The 18,818-nt window shown below is 43.3% G+C and carries 18 protein-coding genes; 12 read left to right on the forward strand and 6 right to left on the reverse strand.

Translation table 11 applies throughout. From position 1 onward, the window contains the following. The first annotated feature begins 2 nt into the window (after positions 1 to 2). The gene (locus tag AC19MV_RS19880; RefSeq protein ID WP_498309718.1) at positions 3 to 464 is read left to right on the forward strand and encodes a hypothetical protein; all 462 of its coding nucleotides are present in this window, start codon (positions 3 to 5) and stop codon (positions 462 to 464) included. 106 nt (positions 465 to 570) lie between these two features. After that, complete coding sequence (locus AC19MV_RS19885) at positions 571 to 1,170, forward strand: transglycosylase SLT domain-containing protein (protein ID WP_498309719.1); 600 nt, start codon at positions 571 to 573, stop codon at positions 1,168 to 1,170. A 105-nt stretch (positions 1,171 to 1,275) separates the two neighbouring features. Here the strand turns inward: AC19MV_RS19885 and purK are convergent, their stop codons facing one another. Beyond that, a complete protein-coding gene (purK, locus tag AC19MV_RS19890; protein WP_498309720.1) occupies positions 1,276 to 2,358 on the reverse strand; it encodes a 5-(carboxyamino)imidazole ribonucleotide synthase in 1,083 nt (360 codons plus the stop codon). After that, the gene (gene purE / locus AC19MV_RS19895; protein ID WP_432398951.1) at positions 2,358 to 2,849 is read right to left on the reverse strand and encodes a 5-(carboxyamino)imidazole ribonucleotide mutase; all 492 of its coding nucleotides are present in this window, start codon (positions 2,847 to 2,849) and stop codon (positions 2,358 to 2,360) included. The genes purK and purE overlap by 1 nt, the downstream gene beginning before the upstream one ends. A 299-nt stretch (positions 2,850 to 3,148) precedes the next feature. Here purE and AC19MV_RS19900 point away from each other — a divergent pair, with 299 nt between their 5' ends. The 4 genes from AC19MV_RS19900 (at position 3,149) to AC19MV_RS19915 (ending at position 9,929) form a co-directional block, all read left to right on the forward strand. After that, the gene (locus tag AC19MV_RS19900) at positions 3,149 to 4,954 is read left to right on the forward strand and encodes a vWA domain-containing protein (protein WP_498309727.1); all 1,806 of its coding nucleotides are present in this window, start codon (positions 3,149 to 3,151) and stop codon (positions 4,952 to 4,954) included. Between the two features lie 106 nt (positions 4,955 to 5,060). After that, positions 5,061 to 5,606, forward strand: a complete 546-nt coding sequence (locus AC19MV_RS19905; protein ID WP_498309728.1) for a sigma-70 family RNA polymerase sigma factor — start codon at positions 5,061 to 5,063, stop codon at positions 5,604 to 5,606. Continuing rightward, positions 5,603 to 6,472, forward strand: a complete 870-nt coding sequence (locus AC19MV_RS19910) for a hypothetical protein (RefSeq protein WP_498309721.1) — start codon at positions 5,603 to 5,605, stop codon at positions 6,470 to 6,472. Before AC19MV_RS19905 ends, AC19MV_RS19910 begins: the two co-directional genes overlap by 4 nt. A gap of 160 nt (positions 6,473 to 6,632) precedes the next feature. Then, positions 6,633 to 9,929 (forward strand): S41 family peptidase, encoded by a 3,297-nt coding sequence (locus AC19MV_RS19915; protein ID WP_498309722.1) that lies wholly within the window; start codon positions 6,633 to 6,635, stop codon positions 9,927 to 9,929. A 172-nt stretch (positions 9,930 to 10,101) separates the two neighbouring features. On the opposite strand, the gene AC19MV_RS19920 is transcribed toward AC19MV_RS19915, so the two are convergent. Continuing rightward, positions 10,102 to 10,542, reverse strand: coding sequence for an OsmC family protein (locus AC19MV_RS19920; protein WP_160053716.1), 441 nt, complete (start codon positions 10,540 to 10,542; stop codon positions 10,102 to 10,104). A 199-nt stretch (positions 10,543 to 10,741) separates the two neighbouring features. Further along, complete coding sequence (locus tag AC19MV_RS19925) at positions 10,742 to 11,392, reverse strand: DsbA family oxidoreductase (RefSeq protein WP_432398947.1); 651 nt, start codon at positions 11,390 to 11,392, stop codon at positions 10,742 to 10,744. Between the two features lie 417 nt (positions 11,393 to 11,809). Here AC19MV_RS19925 and hpf point away from each other — a divergent pair, with 417 nt between their 5' ends. After that, entirely contained in the window at positions 11,810 to 12,166 is a 357-nt protein-coding gene (gene hpf, locus AC19MV_RS19930; RefSeq protein WP_188923838.1) for a ribosome hibernation-promoting factor, HPF/YfiA family, read from the forward strand. A 592-nt stretch (positions 12,167 to 12,758) separates the two neighbouring features. On the opposite strand, the gene AC19MV_RS19935 is transcribed toward hpf, so the two are convergent. Further along, complete coding sequence (locus AC19MV_RS19935) at positions 12,759 to 13,484, reverse strand: YebC/PmpR family DNA-binding transcriptional regulator (protein ID WP_432398946.1); 726 nt, start codon at positions 13,482 to 13,484, stop codon at positions 12,759 to 12,761. 421 nt (positions 13,485 to 13,905) lie between these two features. On the opposite strand from AC19MV_RS19935, the gene AC19MV_RS19940 reads away from it, so the two are divergent. Further along, a complete protein-coding gene (locus AC19MV_RS19940) occupies positions 13,906 to 14,154 on the forward strand; it encodes a TIGR02922 family protein (protein WP_432398945.1) in 249 nt (82 codons plus the stop codon). 47 nt (positions 14,155 to 14,201) lie between these two features. On the opposite strand, the gene AC19MV_RS19945 is transcribed toward AC19MV_RS19940, so the two are convergent. Continuing rightward, on the reverse strand, positions 14,202 to 14,786 hold the full coding sequence (locus AC19MV_RS19945) for a TetR/AcrR family transcriptional regulator (protein ID WP_498309723.1): 585 nt from the start codon (positions 14,784 to 14,786) through the stop codon (positions 14,202 to 14,204). 145 nt (positions 14,787 to 14,931) lie between these two features. On the opposite strand from AC19MV_RS19945, the gene AC19MV_RS19950 reads away from it, so the two are divergent. The 4 genes from AC19MV_RS19950 to AC19MV_RS19965 all read left to right on the forward strand — a co-directional run bounded on the left by AC19MV_RS19950 (position 14,932) and on the right by AC19MV_RS19965 (position 18,434). Beyond that, on the forward strand, positions 14,932 to 15,975 hold the full coding sequence (locus AC19MV_RS19950; protein WP_498309724.1) for an alkene reductase: 1,044 nt from the start codon (positions 14,932 to 14,934) through the stop codon (positions 15,973 to 15,975). A gap of 231 nt (positions 15,976 to 16,206) precedes the next feature. Further along, positions 16,207 to 17,538 (forward strand): protein kinase, encoded by a 1,332-nt coding sequence (locus tag AC19MV_RS19955; RefSeq protein ID WP_498309725.1) that lies wholly within the window; start codon positions 16,207 to 16,209, stop codon positions 17,536 to 17,538. A 160-nt stretch (positions 17,539 to 17,698) separates the two neighbouring features. Then, entirely contained in the window at positions 17,699 to 17,890 is a 192-nt protein-coding gene (locus AC19MV_RS19960) for a ribbon-helix-helix protein (protein ID WP_011636565.1), read from the forward strand. 199 nt (positions 17,891 to 18,089) lie between these two features. Continuing rightward, on the forward strand, positions 18,090 to 18,434 hold the full coding sequence (locus AC19MV_RS19965) for a zinc ribbon domain-containing protein YjdM (RefSeq protein WP_432398940.1): 345 nt from the start codon (positions 18,090 to 18,092) through the stop codon (positions 18,432 to 18,434). Positions 18,435 to 18,818 lie beyond the last annotated feature (384 nt).

The following is an 18,818-nucleotide window of genomic DNA, read 5'->3' on the forward strand; positions in this document are numbered from 1 at the left end:
ACATGCAAAGCAAGTTATCTTGGTGCCGCTTAGCATCACCTGTTGTAATGTGTTTATCGATAGCTATATTGCAAGGGTGTGCTTCGTCGCCAGATGACATCGCCGCCTGTGGCACTGTGTCGAGCTACTTAGCGCCCGATAACAGTGCCCAGCTGTACCGCGTTGTGGTGACCCATCTTGATGGTGTACCGGTCATTTCCAGACCCAACTACCCACTTTCTGTCGGTAAACACGAGTTTACTGTCGCTGAGCTCATTAACGCGCCAGAGCTCAAAGTGTCATTAGCGGCTCGTAAAGTTAAAGTGCTTAGCGTTGATGTGAGCGCCGACCAACGCTACCACATTGCCGCTCAATTCAATATCGACCGAATTTATATTGGTTCAAATCAAGGTTATTGGCAGCCAATTGTTTGGCAAACAGAATCACATGAGTGTGAAATGAAACGCAAACCTGAATTGCATTAATGGTTTATTGATGTAAAACTCACCAGCATGATCATAGGCTTAGGTTGTTAACTTGAGTGTCATTTTGGCTAGCTTGAGTTGTTCATTAAGTGCAAATAGAGGTGTTATGAAGCGTTTTTTAGCTATTATTAGCTCAGTCGTATTACTGCAACTATCAGGTTGTGCCACCTCTCCGCCAAAAGAACCAGACAACATTTGTTCTATCTTTAAAGAACACAGCTCCTGGTACGATGCAGCGGTTGATACCCGAGAAAAGTGGGGCGTGCCAGTGCATATTCCATTAGCGATGATGTATCAAGAAAGTGGCTTTAGACATAATGCAGCGCCGCCAATGGAATACTTTTTAGGATTCATTCCAACGGGTCGCGCGAGTGATGCCTATGGTTATGCTCAGGCTAAAAATATGACCTGGGACGACTACGTAAGAGAAACCGGTAACAGTTGGTCTAGCCGCAGTGACTTTGACGATGCGATGGATTTTATGGGCTGGTATATCTATAAAACCAATAAAGTGAATGGCGTGTCTAAATGGGATGCTAAGAATCAATATTTAAATTATCACGAAGGTTGGAGCGGTTATAAACGCGGCTCTTACAAAGCGAAAAAATGGTTGATCCCTGTTGCCAACAAAGTTGACCAACGCGCCAGACGTTACGCGGCACAATACGGTCAATGCAAAGACGATTTAGATTCATCCTGGTGGTGATGAACCACCCTAATTAATTGAATTTATTTAAAGTTGTTAGTCATAAAAAAGGAGCCTAGGCTCCTTTTTTCGTCGTTAATCAGATTTCGTCGTTAATAAGGTGTATTAAGCAAATTCAGCCAAAATCCAATCTAATGGTGCCTGGTATTGCTGTGGCATCCAGTTTTTTAGTTGGCTTATGCTGTCATCTAACATGGCTTTATTGTGCACAGACAAGTTTAAGTGCCCCACTTTTCGGCCAACTCTGACGTCTTTGTTGTACCAAAATAACTCAGCATTAGGCAGGCTTAACCAGCGGTCGTCTTTATCAACGCCAATTAAGTTAACCATCACACATTGAAAATTCACTTGCGGTTGATGCATAGGTAAATTGCACAGCGCGCGTAAATGCAGTTCAAACTGGTTAATGTGACAGCCAGCCTGAGTCCAATGACCTGAGTTATGCACTCTTGGTGCAAGCTCGTTAACCATTAAATGCTCACCGACTCTAAAACACTCCATCGCCATTACGCCCACATATTCAAGGCCGTTCATGACCTTGCTTAACATGGCTTCCGCTTCCGCTTGTAGCGGCGCTAAACGGCTTAGTGGCGCTATCGATGCCATTAAAATACCGTCTTGATGAAGATTGAGTGTTAAAGGGTAAAACAAACAACGGCCATCCTGGGTGCGCACGCCCACTAATGACACTTCTTCGTCAAAATTAATCGCTTGCTCGGCAATGGCTTCATTGCGCCAATCATCAGGAATCGTGGTTGCTTCGACCTGTTTTAACCAATGTTGACCTTTACCGTCATAACCGCCAGTGCGACGTTTTAACAATACCCGTTCACCATAAGCACTGTGTAGTGTTTCGGTGCTGGTATTGTCATCGACTAATTGCCACGGTGAGGTTGCCACCGACAATTCATCTAACAGACTTTTTTGCGTAAAACGATCCGCTAAACGGCCAAATACAGGGCCGTTGATAAAATGTGGGTGCTGGCTTAATTGCAAACTGAGTTGCGATTCTGGCCATTGTTCACGTTCAGCAGTAATAATGTCGTCGGCCAGTAGCGGTAATTGCACATCAGATGGGGTCATAATATCAACTGGACGCACATTAATGCCCAGTGGCTGCCCTGCATGGCTGAGCATTGCGCCTAATTGACCATCGCCTAATACCCAAAGATTTTTTGGCAATGTCATTAGTCTTCTCTCGGATCGGGATTATCTAGAATAGAGCGAGTTTGCTCATCGCGAAACGCCTCTAAGCGCGCAGCTAAATCAGCGTCAGTAAGGGCTAAAATTTGGCTAGCAAGTAGGCCTGCGTTAAATGCGCCGGCAGTACCAATGGCTAAAGTGCCAACCGCAATCCCTTTAGGCATTTGAACAATAGACAATAAGCTGTCCATGCCTGATAACGCCTTACTTTGCACTGGCACACCTAATACAGGTAAACGAGTTTTAGAGGCGATCATACCTGGTAAATGGGCTGCTCCGCCTGCGCCACCGATAATGACTTTATAGCCTTTATCTGCAGCAGAACTTGCAAATTCCATTAGCTTGTCTGGTGTTCGGTGAGCTGAAACAACTTCAACATGATAAGGCACTTGGAGCTTATCCATTATTTCTGCGGCGGCTTCCATTGTCGGCCAATCACTTTTCGAACCCATTACAACAGCAACTAGGGCTTGCATGTTAACTCCTTAATGTACTTATTCTATTAGTATATTTTGTTAATTCACTGGGTAAATAACCCGAGCGATCAACCTCAATATTAAGGCGATAAAAAAGGGGCTAGATAATAGCATAAGCCATGCGCTATTGGCTGCACTTCAGTGTTTCTTGAGGCTAACACTCAGTTTCTAAATACGAAAACTGTTTTGTGATGTTTAAGACGCTAAAAAAATACTATTCAAATAACCCTTTTTGAATTTGCACTCGTTAATAGTCAGTAACGACACAACAGACGATTAATCAAAAGGGCACCATTATGATGGATTATCAGCACGTATTTAACCGAAGTATGTTGGCACTATTAATCAGTGGCATTGTTATTGGCGGCTGCGCGCAAGAGTCAAACGATTCCGCTCAGCACCAGCAAGGTCAGAGTCATTCCACTATGAGTGCCCCTGAACCAATAGCCGCGAAAAAAGATCTAACAGTGAGCGATTATCAGCTAAAACCACAACAAGCTGAAATAATGATTTCTGCAAAGAAACAAGCTCATCGGCTTGTTAAACAGCGCCAGCAATTGAGTGAAGCGAATGTGATGGCCAGTGTCATGCCAATGCACAGCGAGAATCGCCACCTAAGCTCTGCGCCTATCAATAATGATAAATTTGCCGCAGTGGTGCAAAACGGCAATATGGTGGCGGCTGAAACGCCAGTTTCAACATTTTCAATCGATGTTGATACCGGAAGTTACAGCACCACTCGCAGTATGATTAATCAAGGCCAATTACCGGCTAAAGACAGCGTGCGAGTAGAGGAGTTAATTAACTACTTTAGCTACGATTATCCAGCGCCAAGTGATGCCGATGTGCCCTTTAATGTCACCACAGAATTAGCGCCATCGCCCTACAATCAAGACTCGCAATTATTACGCATCGGTATTAAAGGCTATGATATTGCCGCAGACCAACTCGGTGCCAGTAACCTGGTGTTGTTGCTAGATGTGTCTGGGTCAATGTCATCACACGATAAACTGCCATTATTAAAACAAGCACTATTAATGCTCAGCCAGCAATTGTCGGCACAAGATAAAGTCTCGATTGTGGTTTACGCGGGTGCCAGTGGGGTAGTGTTAGATGGCGTTGCCGGTAATGACTTTACGGCAATCAGCCATGCGCTGAATCAGTTAACTGCTCAAGGTGGCACCAATGGCAGCCAAGGGATACAACTCGCGTATCAAATGGCCCAGAAGCATTTTATTGAAAACGGCACTAATCGCGTTATTTTAGCCACCGATGGCGACTTTAACCTCGGCATGACTGACCATCAGCAGCTGGTGGATTATGTGGCAAAACACAGTAAAAACGGGATTGGGTTATCGACGCTAGGTTTTGGTTTAGGGTCTGGTAATGGTGGTTATAATGACCATTTATTGGAGCAATTGTCGAATAAAGCCAATGGTCAATATGCCTACATTGATACTTTAAATGAAGCGCGTAAAGTGTTGGTTGATCAGCTCAGTGCTACCTTGTTAACTATTGCCCATGACGTCAAAGTGCAAGTAGAGTTTAACCCTGCAGTGGTATCAGAATACCGCTTAATCGGTTACGAAAACCGTTTATTAAATCGCAGCGACTTTAACAATGACGCCGTTGATGCTGGCGAGATTGGTGCAGGCCACAGTGTCACCGCACTATACGAATTACGCTATAATGACAGCCACAATAAGCTAGTTGATCCGCTGCGTTACTCTGCATCAACGGTTGCTGGTGCAGATGTTGCGATAAATACCGATGAAGTGGCTTTTCTCAAACTGCGTTATAAAGCCATTGGCGGCCAAGCGAGCCAATTATTAACTTATCCAATTAGTCGCCAGCAACAATTAAACCACTTACAACAAGCCAGTGAAGACTTGCGCTTTGCTGCAGCGGTAGCCGGCTTTGGCCAATTGCTCAACCATAATAATTATGTCCACGATACTGATTATGCTAAGTTAATTGCACTTGCCGAATCGGCAATGGGCCAAGACAGTTTTGGTTATCGCCATGAGTTTGTACAGTTATTGAAAACGGCCAAAGTATTGTCTGAGCAAACGGCATTAACCGTTAACCCTACTAACCCATACTAAGGATAAAATGGTGCCAACACTCATACAGTCAAAAGATGCACAGCCAAAAGATGCGCTGCCCAAGGATGACATTTTAGTGCCTCAAGCCGGTAGTGACGAGCAACTTATGCTCGACTACCAGGCTGGAAACATCAGTGCATTTGACGCGCTATATCGTAAACACAAAGGCCCTTTATATCGTTATTTTGTTCGTCAATTACGTGACCAACAATTAGCTGAGGATTTGTATCAAGACACCTGGGGCAAAGTCATTAATGCCTCGTCGCAATATCAAGTCAGCGCTAAATTTACGACTTGGCTGTATAAAATTGCCTACAATTTACTGATTGACCATGTGCGGGCGGTTAAGCCCCTCGATAAGGTAACACCACTTGGCGAAGACAAAACCATGGACAGCCTGCAAGCTGATGATCAAACTTCGCCCGAGCCACAAGTTGAGCAACAGCAACAGGCCAACATGATAAAAGGGTGTATAGCCAAGTTACCCGCTGTGCAAAAAGAAGCATTTTTACTCAATATCGAAATGGGTATGACTGCCGCCATGATCAGCGACATTACTAACGTCACCCTAGAAGCAACCAAAAGCCGCATTCGTTATGCTTATCAAAGTATTAAACAATGTATTGCGAATCAATTGCAGGAGACAACATGATGAATAAGCCACAAGATCATGATGCAGAGTTCACAGCATTACAAACCGAAATTAAAGATGCTTACCATCAACAACCATTAGAGCAACCCTCAGCAGAACTAGATGAAGCCATATTAGCCAAAGCGCGTTCAGGTGCTAATGTGACTAAAGCTACCCGTTCAGTTAAAAAATCAATTTGGCAACGCAATGCATGGGTGTTTTCAAGCGCAGCCTCGGTATTGCTGGTGGCGGGATTATTTATCTTAAGCCCAAGTTTACAAAAGCAGTTTGGCACAGACTTAGATCAACATTTACCTGAACCGTCGGCATCATTTAAGCCGCTTAAATCGAAAGCAGATGCCCCTCAAGTCTCTGAGTCACCTATTGAAGATGCCACAGCAGCAGAATCTATTGCCGTACAGGGATTATCGATGAGTTCTGCACCAATGAATACCCAAGGTGTTAATCGTCAATCGATCACTGAAGAAAGCCGTAATGAGAGCACTAATGAGAGCACTGAAGCAGCTAATATTACTGGATCTGTTGCATCTCAAATGGCAGACAAATCGTCTGCGGTAATGAGTGCTGCGCCAGCTAACGTCAATCCACAAGCACAAAAGAAAGCCCTGCAACTGCAAACTAGTCGCCATGCCAAAGAGGTACAACAAGTGAAACAATCATTTAATGGTTCACTAAAAGGGGACATTGAGTTAGATACTGCCGATGTTGCCTTGGAACGTTTAACCGTATTAATGGCCGACAATAAACTTATCCAGGCAGAGCGTTATATGATCACCATCGATCAACGCTTTCCTGAGCTATCAGACCCGTCGCATCCACTTTATGAGCAATACCATAAAATCGTACTGCAATTGACTTCGCAATAAGCAAAATATCAGAATCTGAAGGTTAGAAAATACCCACGGCTAAGCAATGATTGCTTAGCCGTTTTTGGTTACATTTTTGTGCTGCAAAAAATGGCATAAGTCTGATAATGTGAAAACATCGTTAAAAAGGCCTTAAACAGAATAAAGGAAACACTTCGTCATGAAACTTCGCCGCTCTGTAACACATTGCATGTTGGCTTTAGGCACATTAGCCTGCTCATCAATGATCTTCGCCAATGCATCAAATCAAGGCTATTACCGTGCGCCAGCGCTGCATGACCAAACGGTAGTATTTACCGCAGAAGGCGACTTGTGGACCACACAACTCAATCAAGGCAACGCTAACATCAAAGCCAGTCGCTTAACCAGTTTGGCGGCAGAAGAGCTCGATGCCACTATTTCTAAAGATGGTAAGTGGGTGGCTTATACCGCCAATTACGAAGGTGCTACCGAAGTGTATGTCATGCCAATTACAGGCGGCGTGGCTAAACGCGTGAGCTTTGAAAACAGCCGAGTGCGCCTACAAGGTTGGACCGCCGCTGGTGAGGTGTTGTATTCCACCGACAATGCCTTTGGCCCTGCTAACTTTTGGGTACTTAAAACCGTTAATCCACAAACCCTAACGTTAACCGACTTGCCATTAGCCGATGCTGTTGAAGGCACTATCGATGATAAAGGCGAATATGTGTATTTTACTCAGTTTGGCCTGCAAGTGAGTGGCGACAATGCCAAAGTGTATCGCGGTGGCGCCAAAGGCGAAATTTGGCGTTATAAGATTGGCAGTAAGCAAGAGGCACAACAATTAACCGCCGCTCATGAAGGCTCTGTCAAACAGCCGATGGTATGGCAGCAACGGCTGTATTTTGTCAGCGACCAATCGGGTAACGACAATATTTGGTCAATGAGTGTGGATGGCAAAGACATCAAACAACATACCCAATATACCCAATGGCAAGTGCGTGACGCCCAACTCGATAATGGCCGGATTGTGTTTCAGCAAGGCGCAGATATTAAGTTGCTGAATTTAGCCGACATGGCCGAAAACACGCTTGATATTGAACTCACTAGTGACTTTGCTCATCGCCGTGAACAATGGGTTAATGACCCCATGGATTACGCTACCTCGACCGTGTTTGCACATCAAGGCGACAATGTGGTGATTACCGCTCGCAGCCATGTCGCCATTGCCAGTAACGACGGTCGCCGTTTGGTGCAAATCGACTCGCCAGCAAACAGTCGCGTGCGCGATGCATTATTAAGTGATGACGGTAAATGGGTATATGGCATTAGTGATGCTTCTGGCGAACAAGAAATTTGGCAATATCCAGCAGACGGCTCAGCTGGGGCAAAACAACTCACTAAAGACGGCAACACCCTGCGCACTAGCTTATCGTCATCACCTAATGGCCGCTATTTAGTGCACGACGATTACATGGGCAATGTGTGGTTACTGGACTTAACCCGCAACAACAATCAAAAAATTATCGAAAATGGTGAAGGTTTAGGCCCTTATCAAGACATAAAATGGTCTGGCGACAGCCAATTTATTGCGTTAACTAAATCAGAAATCGGCAAACAGCGTCCGCAAATTGTGTTGTATTCCATTAACGAATCAAAATCACAAACCTTAACCACAGACAAATACGAGTCGTTTTCGCCTAGTTTTAGTGATGACGGTAAATGGCTTTATTTCTTGTCTAACCGCGAGTTTAAAGCCAATCCTGGTTCGCCCTGGGGCGACCGTAATATGGGGCCTATTTTTGACAAACGTACTCAAATATTCGCCTTAGCGTTAGATGCTAAAGCGTCGTTTCCGTTTGCAAAACCCACTGAGCTAACCGTTAACAACGGTGCGAAAAAAGCCGATAAAACAGATCAAGACAGTCCAGCTAAAATCAAAGTCGACTGGGACGGATTAAATCAGCGTTTATGGCAAGTGCCAGTCGATGCCGGTAACTACAGCAGTTTAACGGCAACTAAAGATAAGCTGTATTTATTGGACGGTAGCCAGGATAAAAGCGAGCTAAAGCTGGTTAAGTTTGATGCACAACAACCAAAAGTAGAGACCTTTAGCGACGATGTTGGCCAATATGCATTGGCAAAAGATGGCAGTAAACTCATGCTGCGCAAACAATCTGATCCTAAAAATATCATAATTGTTGATGCAGGCGACAAATTACCGACTGACGTGTCAAAGGCTAAAGTCAGTACCGATCAATGGCAGTTAAGCATTTCGCCGCAACAAGAGTGGCAACAGATTTTTGAAGATGCCTGGCTTATGCATCGCGACTCATTTTTTGACCCTAAAATGCGCGGCGTAGACTGGCAAGCTGCCAAAGCCAAGTACCAGCCATTAGTAGACAGACTCACCGACCGTAACGAGCTTAATGACATTTTCATGCAAATGATGGGTGAACTTAACTCATTACACTCGCAAGTGCGTGGTGGCGACATTGCGCAAGATAAAGACGTTGCTAAAGCCGCGGCGTTAGGTGCCAGGTTAACGCAAACCGATAACGGGGTGGTGATTAGCCATATTTATCAAACCGACAATGAGCTGCCATTATCAACATCACCGCTTGCCCGTATTGAAGTTGATGCCCAAGAGGGCGACGTGATCCGCGCGATTAATGGTAAAAATATCGCTTCAATTGCCGATGTCACCCAGCTGCTGCGTAATCAAGGCAATAAACAGGTTTTATTAGGGCTACAACGTGGTAAAAATTCGATTAATACCGTGGTCACCCCACACGATAGCGCGACAGATGCCAAATTACGTTATCTAGATTGGGTAGAGCACAACGGCGCCAAAGTGGCCAAAGCCTCTAAAGGCAATATTGGTTACTTACATCTGTATGCCATGGGCTCGGGTGATGTTGAAAGCTTTGCCCGCGAGTTTTATACCAACTACGACAAAGATGGGTTAATCATTGATGTTCGCCGTAATCGTGGTGGCAATATCGACAGTTGGATTATTGAAAAACTGCTTCGCCGAGCATGGGCATTTTGGCAACCAACCCATGGCAGCACCAATGCCAACATGCAACAAACGTTTAGAGGTCATTTAGTGGTATTGGCCGATCAGATGACTTATTCAGACGGCGAAACCTTCTCTGCCGGTATTCGCGCGCTTAATATTGCGCCCATTATTGGTAAGCAAACGGCTGGTGCTGGAGTGTGGTTGTCGGGGCGAAATTCTGTCACCGACAATGGCATGGCACGTGTTGCTGAATACCCACAGTATGCAATCGATGGTCGCTGGATTGTTGAAGGTCACGGCGTTGAGCCAGACATTGAAGTCGATAACCTACCTTACGCGACGTTTAGTGGTAACGATGCGCAGCTTGAGGCGGCAATCAGTTACTTAAAGGATGAGTTGGTACAACAACCTATTGCGCCATTACAAGGTTTACCTATGTCAAAAACAGGTAAAGCGGGCGACATAAAAGCTAAATAGGTTTAGTGTTTCCATGCTTGTAAGTAAAGGCAGTAAGCACGTTTGTTTGCACAGTATTTAAGCACTGTATGTCAGTAAAAAAATGCCCCTGCCAAATCCAATTTGGTAGGGGCATTTTTATTAATGATGAAACATGAGCTTGGCATTAAACCAACGAGGGTTAATGCGTTGCTTAGTTGGTTTTAATCTCTACTTCACAGGCAACTGAGTTAGCAATAAAGCAGTTTGCATGGGCTTTTTCATGTATTTTATCTAAGGTTTCCTGGTCCACTTCAATGCCTTCAGCAAAGGTCACTGTTGGTTCAAGGGTCATTTTTACTACCGCCACTTTACCCGCTTCATTTTTACCTAAATCGGCAGTCGCATGGTCAACATAGCTCAACACGGGCAGTCGCTTTAAATGGGCAATCGCTAAAAAAGTCAGCATGTGGCACGACGACAACGCAGCTAACAAGCTTTCCTCTGGGTTCACTTTTTCTGCATTGCCTTTGTATTCTGGCGCTGATGACGCCTGAATCGTTTGCCCAGTACCAAACTTAACCTCATGATCGCGATTAAACTCACCTTCTTCGCTGGGTGACGATTGCCAATTTACTGTTGTTTTAAAGCCCATTTCGTACTCCAAAGCCACTGTTATATTTAGTGATATTTATGACGACTCAATGTACCGTTTACTGTCAGAGCGAAGGTGAGTAAAACGATAACCTATTATGCTAGATTCAACACCAAGCGCGTGCAAAAGTCTATGAGGCAGATCGAAAAAAAGCTTTCAATCTGCCACTTCTCATTAGGTTTAAGTCATCTTAGGGAAATTACGCCGCGTCAGTAGTTAACTTCGTGATTAACTCTGCGATTGTCGCGGGCTCTTGTGCGCCAGACACTAAATATTGCTGATTAAATACGATGGCGGGTACGGCTTGAATACCGCGACTAATCCACAATTGTTCTTCCTCTTTGACAGCTGCTTCAAAGCGTTTGTCTGTGAGTACGGCACGTGCTTCAACTGCATCCAAGCCAACCTTTGTCGCAGCTTCAATGAGCACTTCAATATCATCTGGATTTTTCTGCTCGGTAAAGTAGCTGGTGAACAACGCCAGCTTCAGCTCAGTTTGTTTACCAGACTCAGCAGCCCAATACAGCAGCTGGTGGGCAAGTAGGGTGTTATAAATACGCGATGAGTCTGAAAAGTTAAATTCAAAACCCAAATCGGCACCCATTTGAGTGAGTCGTTGTCTATTTTGTGCACTCTGTTCTGGTGTTGAACCGTACTTTTCGGCAATGTGCTCGCCTAAATGTTGACCATCTGGTCCCATTGCAGGATTGAGTTCAAAAGGGTGCCATTGCAGTGTGACATCGATATCGTCAAATTGGCTCAATGCTTGTTCAAGACGGCGATAACCTACAATGCACCATGGGCACATTACGTCTGAAACGATGTCAATTTGGAGTGATTTTGTTGCCATGGTCGTTCCTATTAATGATTAATTCGGCTTAATTTAGCTAAACCTAAAAAATAAAAATTGCTATATTTGCTTATAAATTAACTGCTTTTAGCGGTTAATTGATGGGTTTATCACCATTTGTATAAACAACACAAAAGTTGCACCCAATGGTGATAAAAATGTGTCTATACTTAAACAGTAATCTGATGTTTAATCAATGTAGGGGTTAGGTCTATTTGATATAGCCCATGCGAGTTGGTTTTAACAATATTGATTTTGATGCACATGTCACATGATTAAATTAACCACTTGTGATTTAACCGACATGCCCCATGTCTAATAATGTAAGCATGCATTTGTACAACGAAGTTATTTATGTCAGCATGCATCTGTACCACGCGATATATTTGGCAAGTAAAATTCTGTTAAGGACAATCTATGAAAATAAATCTTTCTGGTCACCATGTTGATGTTACTGATACTGTCAAACAACACGTAGAAGAAAAATTCGCTAAAATAGCTAGCCATTTCCCAACGCTTATTTCGCTAGATATCATCATCGCTAAAGAGCATGGTGAATATGATGTTGAAATTCGAACCAACTACGAAGGAACTCGAATTGCTGCAAAAGGTAACAACGCAGTAATGTATCCAGCCATTACTAGCGCTGCTAAAAAATTAGATGCTGCACTGAAACACCGTAAAGGCCAACTTAAAGCAGATTTACATGAAAAGCCGGATGTTACGGCGCCTGAAATCGCTTACGAAAAAGTACAAGAGATGGACCTACGTTAATCGTTGATTAACTCGGTTTATTCCCCAAAAAACGCAGCTTACTGGCTGCGTTTTTTATTGTCTAACGTTTATGTAAAGACGCTCATTCATGTCGGTGTTATACCAAGCCGCATTAATAAGTAACCATTCAGAATGCGTCCAGCGGTTTTTGATTAAGACGCCACTATGGCGTCATCGTTATTCCCAAATAGCGAGACCCAAGAGCAAAAGCTGCAGGGGCATTCCTTTCTGGCGAATTTTAAAAGGGCTGACACTGCGTTGTATGACGTCGAAAGAGAACCGCTAGTCATTCAGTCATGCGCCTTGTTTAAGCTCTTTACACTCTCGCTGAGTCATCACTTATTAATGCGAAATGGTATTAACCTTGGATCACAATGCAGAGACGCATGCCGAGAACAGTCAGCCTATTTCAAACGTAACATAGCGGCTAAGATTTCATTGTATCTGACGGAATCGATATTTAAGATTTTTATTAAAAAGGTAATGGCTTTGAAGGTATATGGTGAGTCTTTAGCGCGTAAATTGTGAGGGGAAGGGGTGTAGCATTAAGCTGTAAAGTGCCCTAAACCGGGCACTTAAATAGCCAATCGAATTATGCTTCGTCGCTAAACTCGACATTGTGGTAAACGTTTTGTACGTCATCACAATCATCAAGAGCCGCTAAAAACTTTTCAAAACTTTCAACATCGTCGCCAGTCAATTCAGTCATTGTTTGCGGTACAAATGCTAAGTTTTCTACCTTAAAGTCAATCTCAGGAAAGGCTTCTGTCAAGGCTGTACGTACATTGTTAAACTCTGATACTGGTGCAAAAACGCTGACGATGCCATCTTCTAGTTCAACGTCGGTCACATCTACGTCAGCCATCATCAATAATTCTAGAATGGCTTCATCGTCTTCGCCTTCAAACACAAATACGGCTTGATGCTCGAACATATGCCCAACAGTACCAGGGCTACCTAATTTGGCGTCGTTTTTAACAAAAGCCTGACGAACCTGAGTAAAGGTGCGGTTACCGTTGTCGGTTAAGCAGTCCACTATCACCATACAGCCGCCTGGGCCAAAACCTTCATAACGGGCAGTATCATAATCTTCACCACCACCACCACGAGCTTTTTCAATGGCACGTTCAATTACGTGTGCGGGTACTTGGTCTTTCTTTGCACGGGTAATCAAGCTACGTAGTGCGAGGTTACCATCAGGGTCAACACCGCCTTTAGCACAAATGTAAATCTCTTTGCCGTAACGTGAGTAAATTCGTGTCTTTTGGCCAGCGGTTTTCGCCATGGATTCTTTTTTATTTTGATATGCTCTGCCCATCTTAATCTCGTTTTAATAAATGTTTAAGGCTAAAAATTGTCATCGATTCTAGCAGGAATATGTGGTGCTGTTTAGGTGCTGGTTCTAAATTTTGTATTAATATAGGTATATAGGCTTGATAACACGATCAATATCCTTATTAGGGCCGTTGCGAGGAGTGTGAGTTTGCTCGAAATACCATGATTTACACATCAGATGTGTTAAGTTTATGTATCAAGTGAGGCCAATCAATAATACAATTTAGCTATATGGTATCGATTACCTACTATAATTAAATAATAAGAGAAAGGACTTCTCTGTGACAATGTTCATGGAATCATGTCTGAGTTCATTGTCATTTATTCTGAGTTGATGTTGATATTTTACAAGTATCAATATCATTTATGCACCGTTCAAACATGCTAGAAATGAGAGTCCTATTATGAAATCCGAATCTGCAGATGCAGGTCAAGTATCAAGCGCAACAGTCACCGTGCTGTTTTATGAAGCACCCGCCGGCCTTGAAATGTATAACGCTGTGTTAACTGATCTTGACGTTAGCAAAACGGGTCGTGTGATGATCCCTGAGTCTTTTCGACGCGGTAAATCAATTATTGCAGTACTCGAAGGGGAATGCACAATACTGAACTCATTAGGCGAGCGTGTGTATTCTCAGCGTACCGTTGGCTAATCTATCTCAGTTACTTACCAACATAAAAAGACACTCACGTGTCTTTTTTATTGTCTGATTAAATCCGCTAGCAGTTTGTCTGCCAAGGGCTGTAATACTTCTAGGTAAGGTTGAGTATTGGCAACTGTGCGTAAACCGTAAATCCCCATCACCAAATATTGCGCTAAAAACTCACTGTCGCTGTGCTGCGAAATCAGTTGCTGCTGTTTAGCTGTATCAAAAATATGTGCTAAAGATTGATGCCAAGATTGTAAAAAATTACAGGTTATTTGTTTAATCTGTTCATCTTGCTCACCCATTTCGCTTAACGACTTGGTTAATAAGCACGATTGGGTCGCATCGCAACTTAAGCCCTCTTTCACAATTAATGCTAGGTAATCGCCGAGGTTGTCTAAGGCTGAACGCTCATTAACAAACAGCTGCTGAAACTGTTCGTTGCGGTCTTGTTGATATTGCTCAATAGCGGCAATAAATAAGCCTTTTTTATTATCAAAGGCACAATAAATTGACCCAGGATGTAATCCTGTCGCTTTGGTGAGATCCTGCATGCTTGTTTTCGCGTATCCATTCACCATAAAGGTACACATCGCAGCGCGTAACACTTTTTCTTTATCAAATTCAGCATGTCTCATGTTCGGCCACTTTTGGTCAATAACAAAGCGTGATAACTCATATGTCTTGAGTCTAACTAAATTTGATCGACTATTCAAAAAATACTTGAATGTATGTTCAATTAAGAATATTCTTGAATACATATTCAAGAAAGGAGATCGTCACATGACGGCCAGTTTATTTACACCTTACAAACTCAATGAAACCCTAACATTATCAAACAAGATTTTAATGGCACCATTAACGCGTTGTATGGCGGATGATGACTTAGTGCCGACACAGCAGATTGCTGATTATTATGCGCGCCGTGCAGAGGCGGGATTGATCATCAGCGAAGCGACGATTATTCGCGCCGATGGCCAAGGTTATCCAAATACTCCAGGTTTATTTACGCCAGCTCAAATAGAGGGGTGGCGTGTCGTGACCGATGCAGTGCATAAAAATGGTGGCAAAATATTTGCTCAGTTATGGCATACCGGTCGTGTTGCTCATCCACACTTTTTTGGTGGTGGAGACGTATTGTCTGCTTCAGCTCAAGCAGTTGAAGGCACAGTGCCAAGAATGCGCGAATTGGTGTACCAAACCCCAAAAGCAGCAACGTTAGAAGATATCAAACAACTCGTCATCGATTATGCTCAAGCAGCAGCTAATGCGATTGATGCCGGTTTTGACGGTGTAGAAATTCATGGCGCAAATGGTTATTTAATTGACCAGTTTTTACATCACGACAATAACCGCCGCGAAGATGAATACGGTCAAACACCTGAAAACATGTCACGCTTTGCCTTAGAAGTCGTTGATGCTGTTATCGCTCGCATTGGTGCAGACCGCACTGCGCTGCGTGTATCGCCTGGTGCCTATTTTAATATGGCCAGCGATCCACGTGACCGTGATGTGTTTGACTACTTATTACCTGAGTTGGCCAAGCGTAACTTAGCATTTTTACACGGCGGTATTTTTGACGACTCAATGGAGTTTGATTACTTAGGTGGCCGCATTTCAACCTACTTACGCAGTGTATATCGCGGTACGTTAGTCGGTGTTGGTAGCTACACAGCCGAAACCGGTAGTGTTGCAATTGAAGCGAATAAGTTTGATTTGTTAGCTATTGGTCGCCCGTTTATTGCTAACCCAGATTACGTCGCAAAAGTGCGTGATTGCGTCGAACTTGTGCCTTATGCAGACACCATGTTAGCTGAATTGATTTAAGTTTTTGTTGTTTGCGTGGCTAATCCTTACGGATTATATAAGCGTATTTTTGTAGGAACCCACTTGTTGTCATGCTAATGCCAATGAGTGGTGCTAAATAATCAACCCCAATTTGTGTATTTTAGCATCCGTCTTGACCACAGCCTTTGCTGTGGTCTTTTTTTTGCCTTAAATTTGTCTCTGCTGGCACTGTCTATTACTATGTCGACAATTTTGGTAAAGAGTCACGTCATGCAAACATTACAACAACTAAACGATGGCCTGCTATTGGGTGCTAAGCAAGTTAAAATAGCACAAGGGTTAACAACATTTCCCGGCAAACTATTTGAATTAGCAGACTCGCTTGAAGTGCTCGATTTAACTGACAACCAATTGTCATCATTACCTGATAATTTTGCCGATTTACATCAGTTAAAAATCCTGTTTTTGTCGAATAATCTCTTCGAACATTTACCCGATGTGCTTGGCCAATGCCCCAATTTAGAAATGATTGGCTTTAAAGCCAACCAAATTCGAACGGTTTCAGAAGCATCAATCCCCAAACAAACCCGCTGGTTAATTTTAACCGACAATCAGATTGAGCAACTGCCAGACAGTTTGGGTCAATGTCACCGTCTTGAGAAACTGGCATTAGCGGGCAATCGCTTAACTTCGCTTCCGAGCAGCATGGTAAATTGCCATCAGTTAGCGTTAATCCGTTTGTCTGCTAACCAGCTTACCGAGTTACCTGATTGGTTATTTAGTTTACCTAGGCTGGCGTGGCTAGCATTTTCTGGTAATCGTTTTAGCCATGTTGAACATTGTGATAACACGCGTGTGCCCACTATTGAGTTAGGCCAATCTAGCTTAGGTAAATTATTAGGGCAGGGAGCATCTGGGTTAATCTATCAAGCTAGATTACATACCGAACCTAAGGCGTTACCGACGTCTTTAGCCGCTATTGCCCAAGATGATGTCGCAATAAAGCTGTTTAAGGGCATGATAACCAGCGATGGTTACCCTGCAGATGAACTAGATTGTTGCTTAACTGCTGGCGATCACCCTAATTTAATCAATGTATTGGCACAGATTAACCAGGCTGATCAATTAGGCTTAGTGATGCAGCTTATTCCGCCAAGCTACGCAAATTTAGGTTTACCGCCATCCTTACAAACCTGTAGCCGAGATACCTTTGAAGACCACACCCGTTTTACCTGGCAACGGATTGTTAAGATAGGTTCTCAAATGGCAGATACCTTGGCTCACTTACATCAAAATGGCATTAGCCATGGCGATATTTATGCGCACAACATCATGATAAACCCTCAAGATAATGTGTTATTTGGCGATTTTGGTGCAGCGTCTAACCTCAATAAATTTACCCCCGAGTACCAGCAGTTAATGCAAGCTATAGAGGTCAGGGCATTTGGTAACCTGATTGAAGACATGCTAAATCTGGTTGAACATCCTCATAGCCCCAAGGCGCAAGTTCTACATCAATTGGTGCAAGATTGTTTGCAGCCTAACTTAAGCGCCAGACCGAGTTTTAATGACCTTAAACAACAGTTAGCCAGCATGGCTTAAGTTGCCACTATGATGGTGCTTAGTAATGTAACTTGTATTACTAAGCGGCATTGCTGAGCGCCATTATTTAGTAAAATTGAATATCCACTGTGAAATATGGTCTTTAATCTATCACTGCATTATAATCAAATTATCATGTTGCAATTAAAGGTCATCACCAGTGGAAAACAAAACTGCCCGTTTTACTGTATTAATGGACCCGCTAAAAAAGCAGGCATTTGAGCAATTGTGTGCGGCACAAGATCTCACTCCATCACAAGTTACCCGCCAGCTTATTCGTGAATACCTCGAAAAGCATGACGTCAGTTTTGGTGACAATCAAAGCCGACCGAACCCTCAAGTTAAAAGCTAATTTATCGCTTTTTATGGTGGAGTGTGAACTGGGCTTAACCGCTTAGGCTAGTTAAATTGTGATAATAGCATTATAATGTTATTACAATTTAAGATGAGGTGGTGATTACGCTATCTCATGCCAATCGATAATGCTTTTCGAACAGTGCCTTAGCGCCTTTATCTGGTTCGACTTAAGCTAAAAATAGAGAGTGAAGTATATGAGTGATGTCATCCCGCCATGCCCAAAGTGTGAATCTCCTTACGCTTATTCAGACGGTACATTATTAATTTGCCCAGAATGCGCCAATGAGTGGAACCCAAATGAAGAAGTGGTTGATCCAGACGCAATCATTTTAAAAGACGCCGTGGGTAACCTATTGGCAGAAGGTGACAAAGTCACCTTAATCAAAGATCTTAAAGTAAAAGGTTCATCACTTGTGCTTAAAGTCGGCACCAAAGCCGTGATCAACCGCTTTTCAACAGGCGACCACGACATCGATTGTAAAGTCGACGGTAACGGCCAAATGATGCTGAAATCGCAGTTTGTAAAAAAACAAAACTAATTGATTGAGCCAGCCGCTTTAGGTTACCCACGAGTGAGCTAAAGCCTGATGTATAAAAATCCCCGCTGATAGTAATATCAACGGGGATTTTTTATGGACGCCAGTTCAAGTCCCGCCGCCACATATGAACCCACTTCTGGGTAAGCTGTTAAGAATTTAAAAGCTTGTTAACCCCTTCTCGTCGTCCCGGCAATGCTTTTAAGCCGGGATCCAGGTGTTTTTTTGCTTTGTACTTTTTGTACTTATGGCCTGCGGCCACTATTGTGGCTTAATGAATCTGTACACCGATATGAGGTAAACTCCTCCTTAATATAATACGGTGTATAAAGTAATGAAATCTCAACCCACTTACTCAACAGAATTTAAAATAGATGCTGCTAACCT

The organism is Shewanella sp. MF05913 (assembly GCF_059758095.1).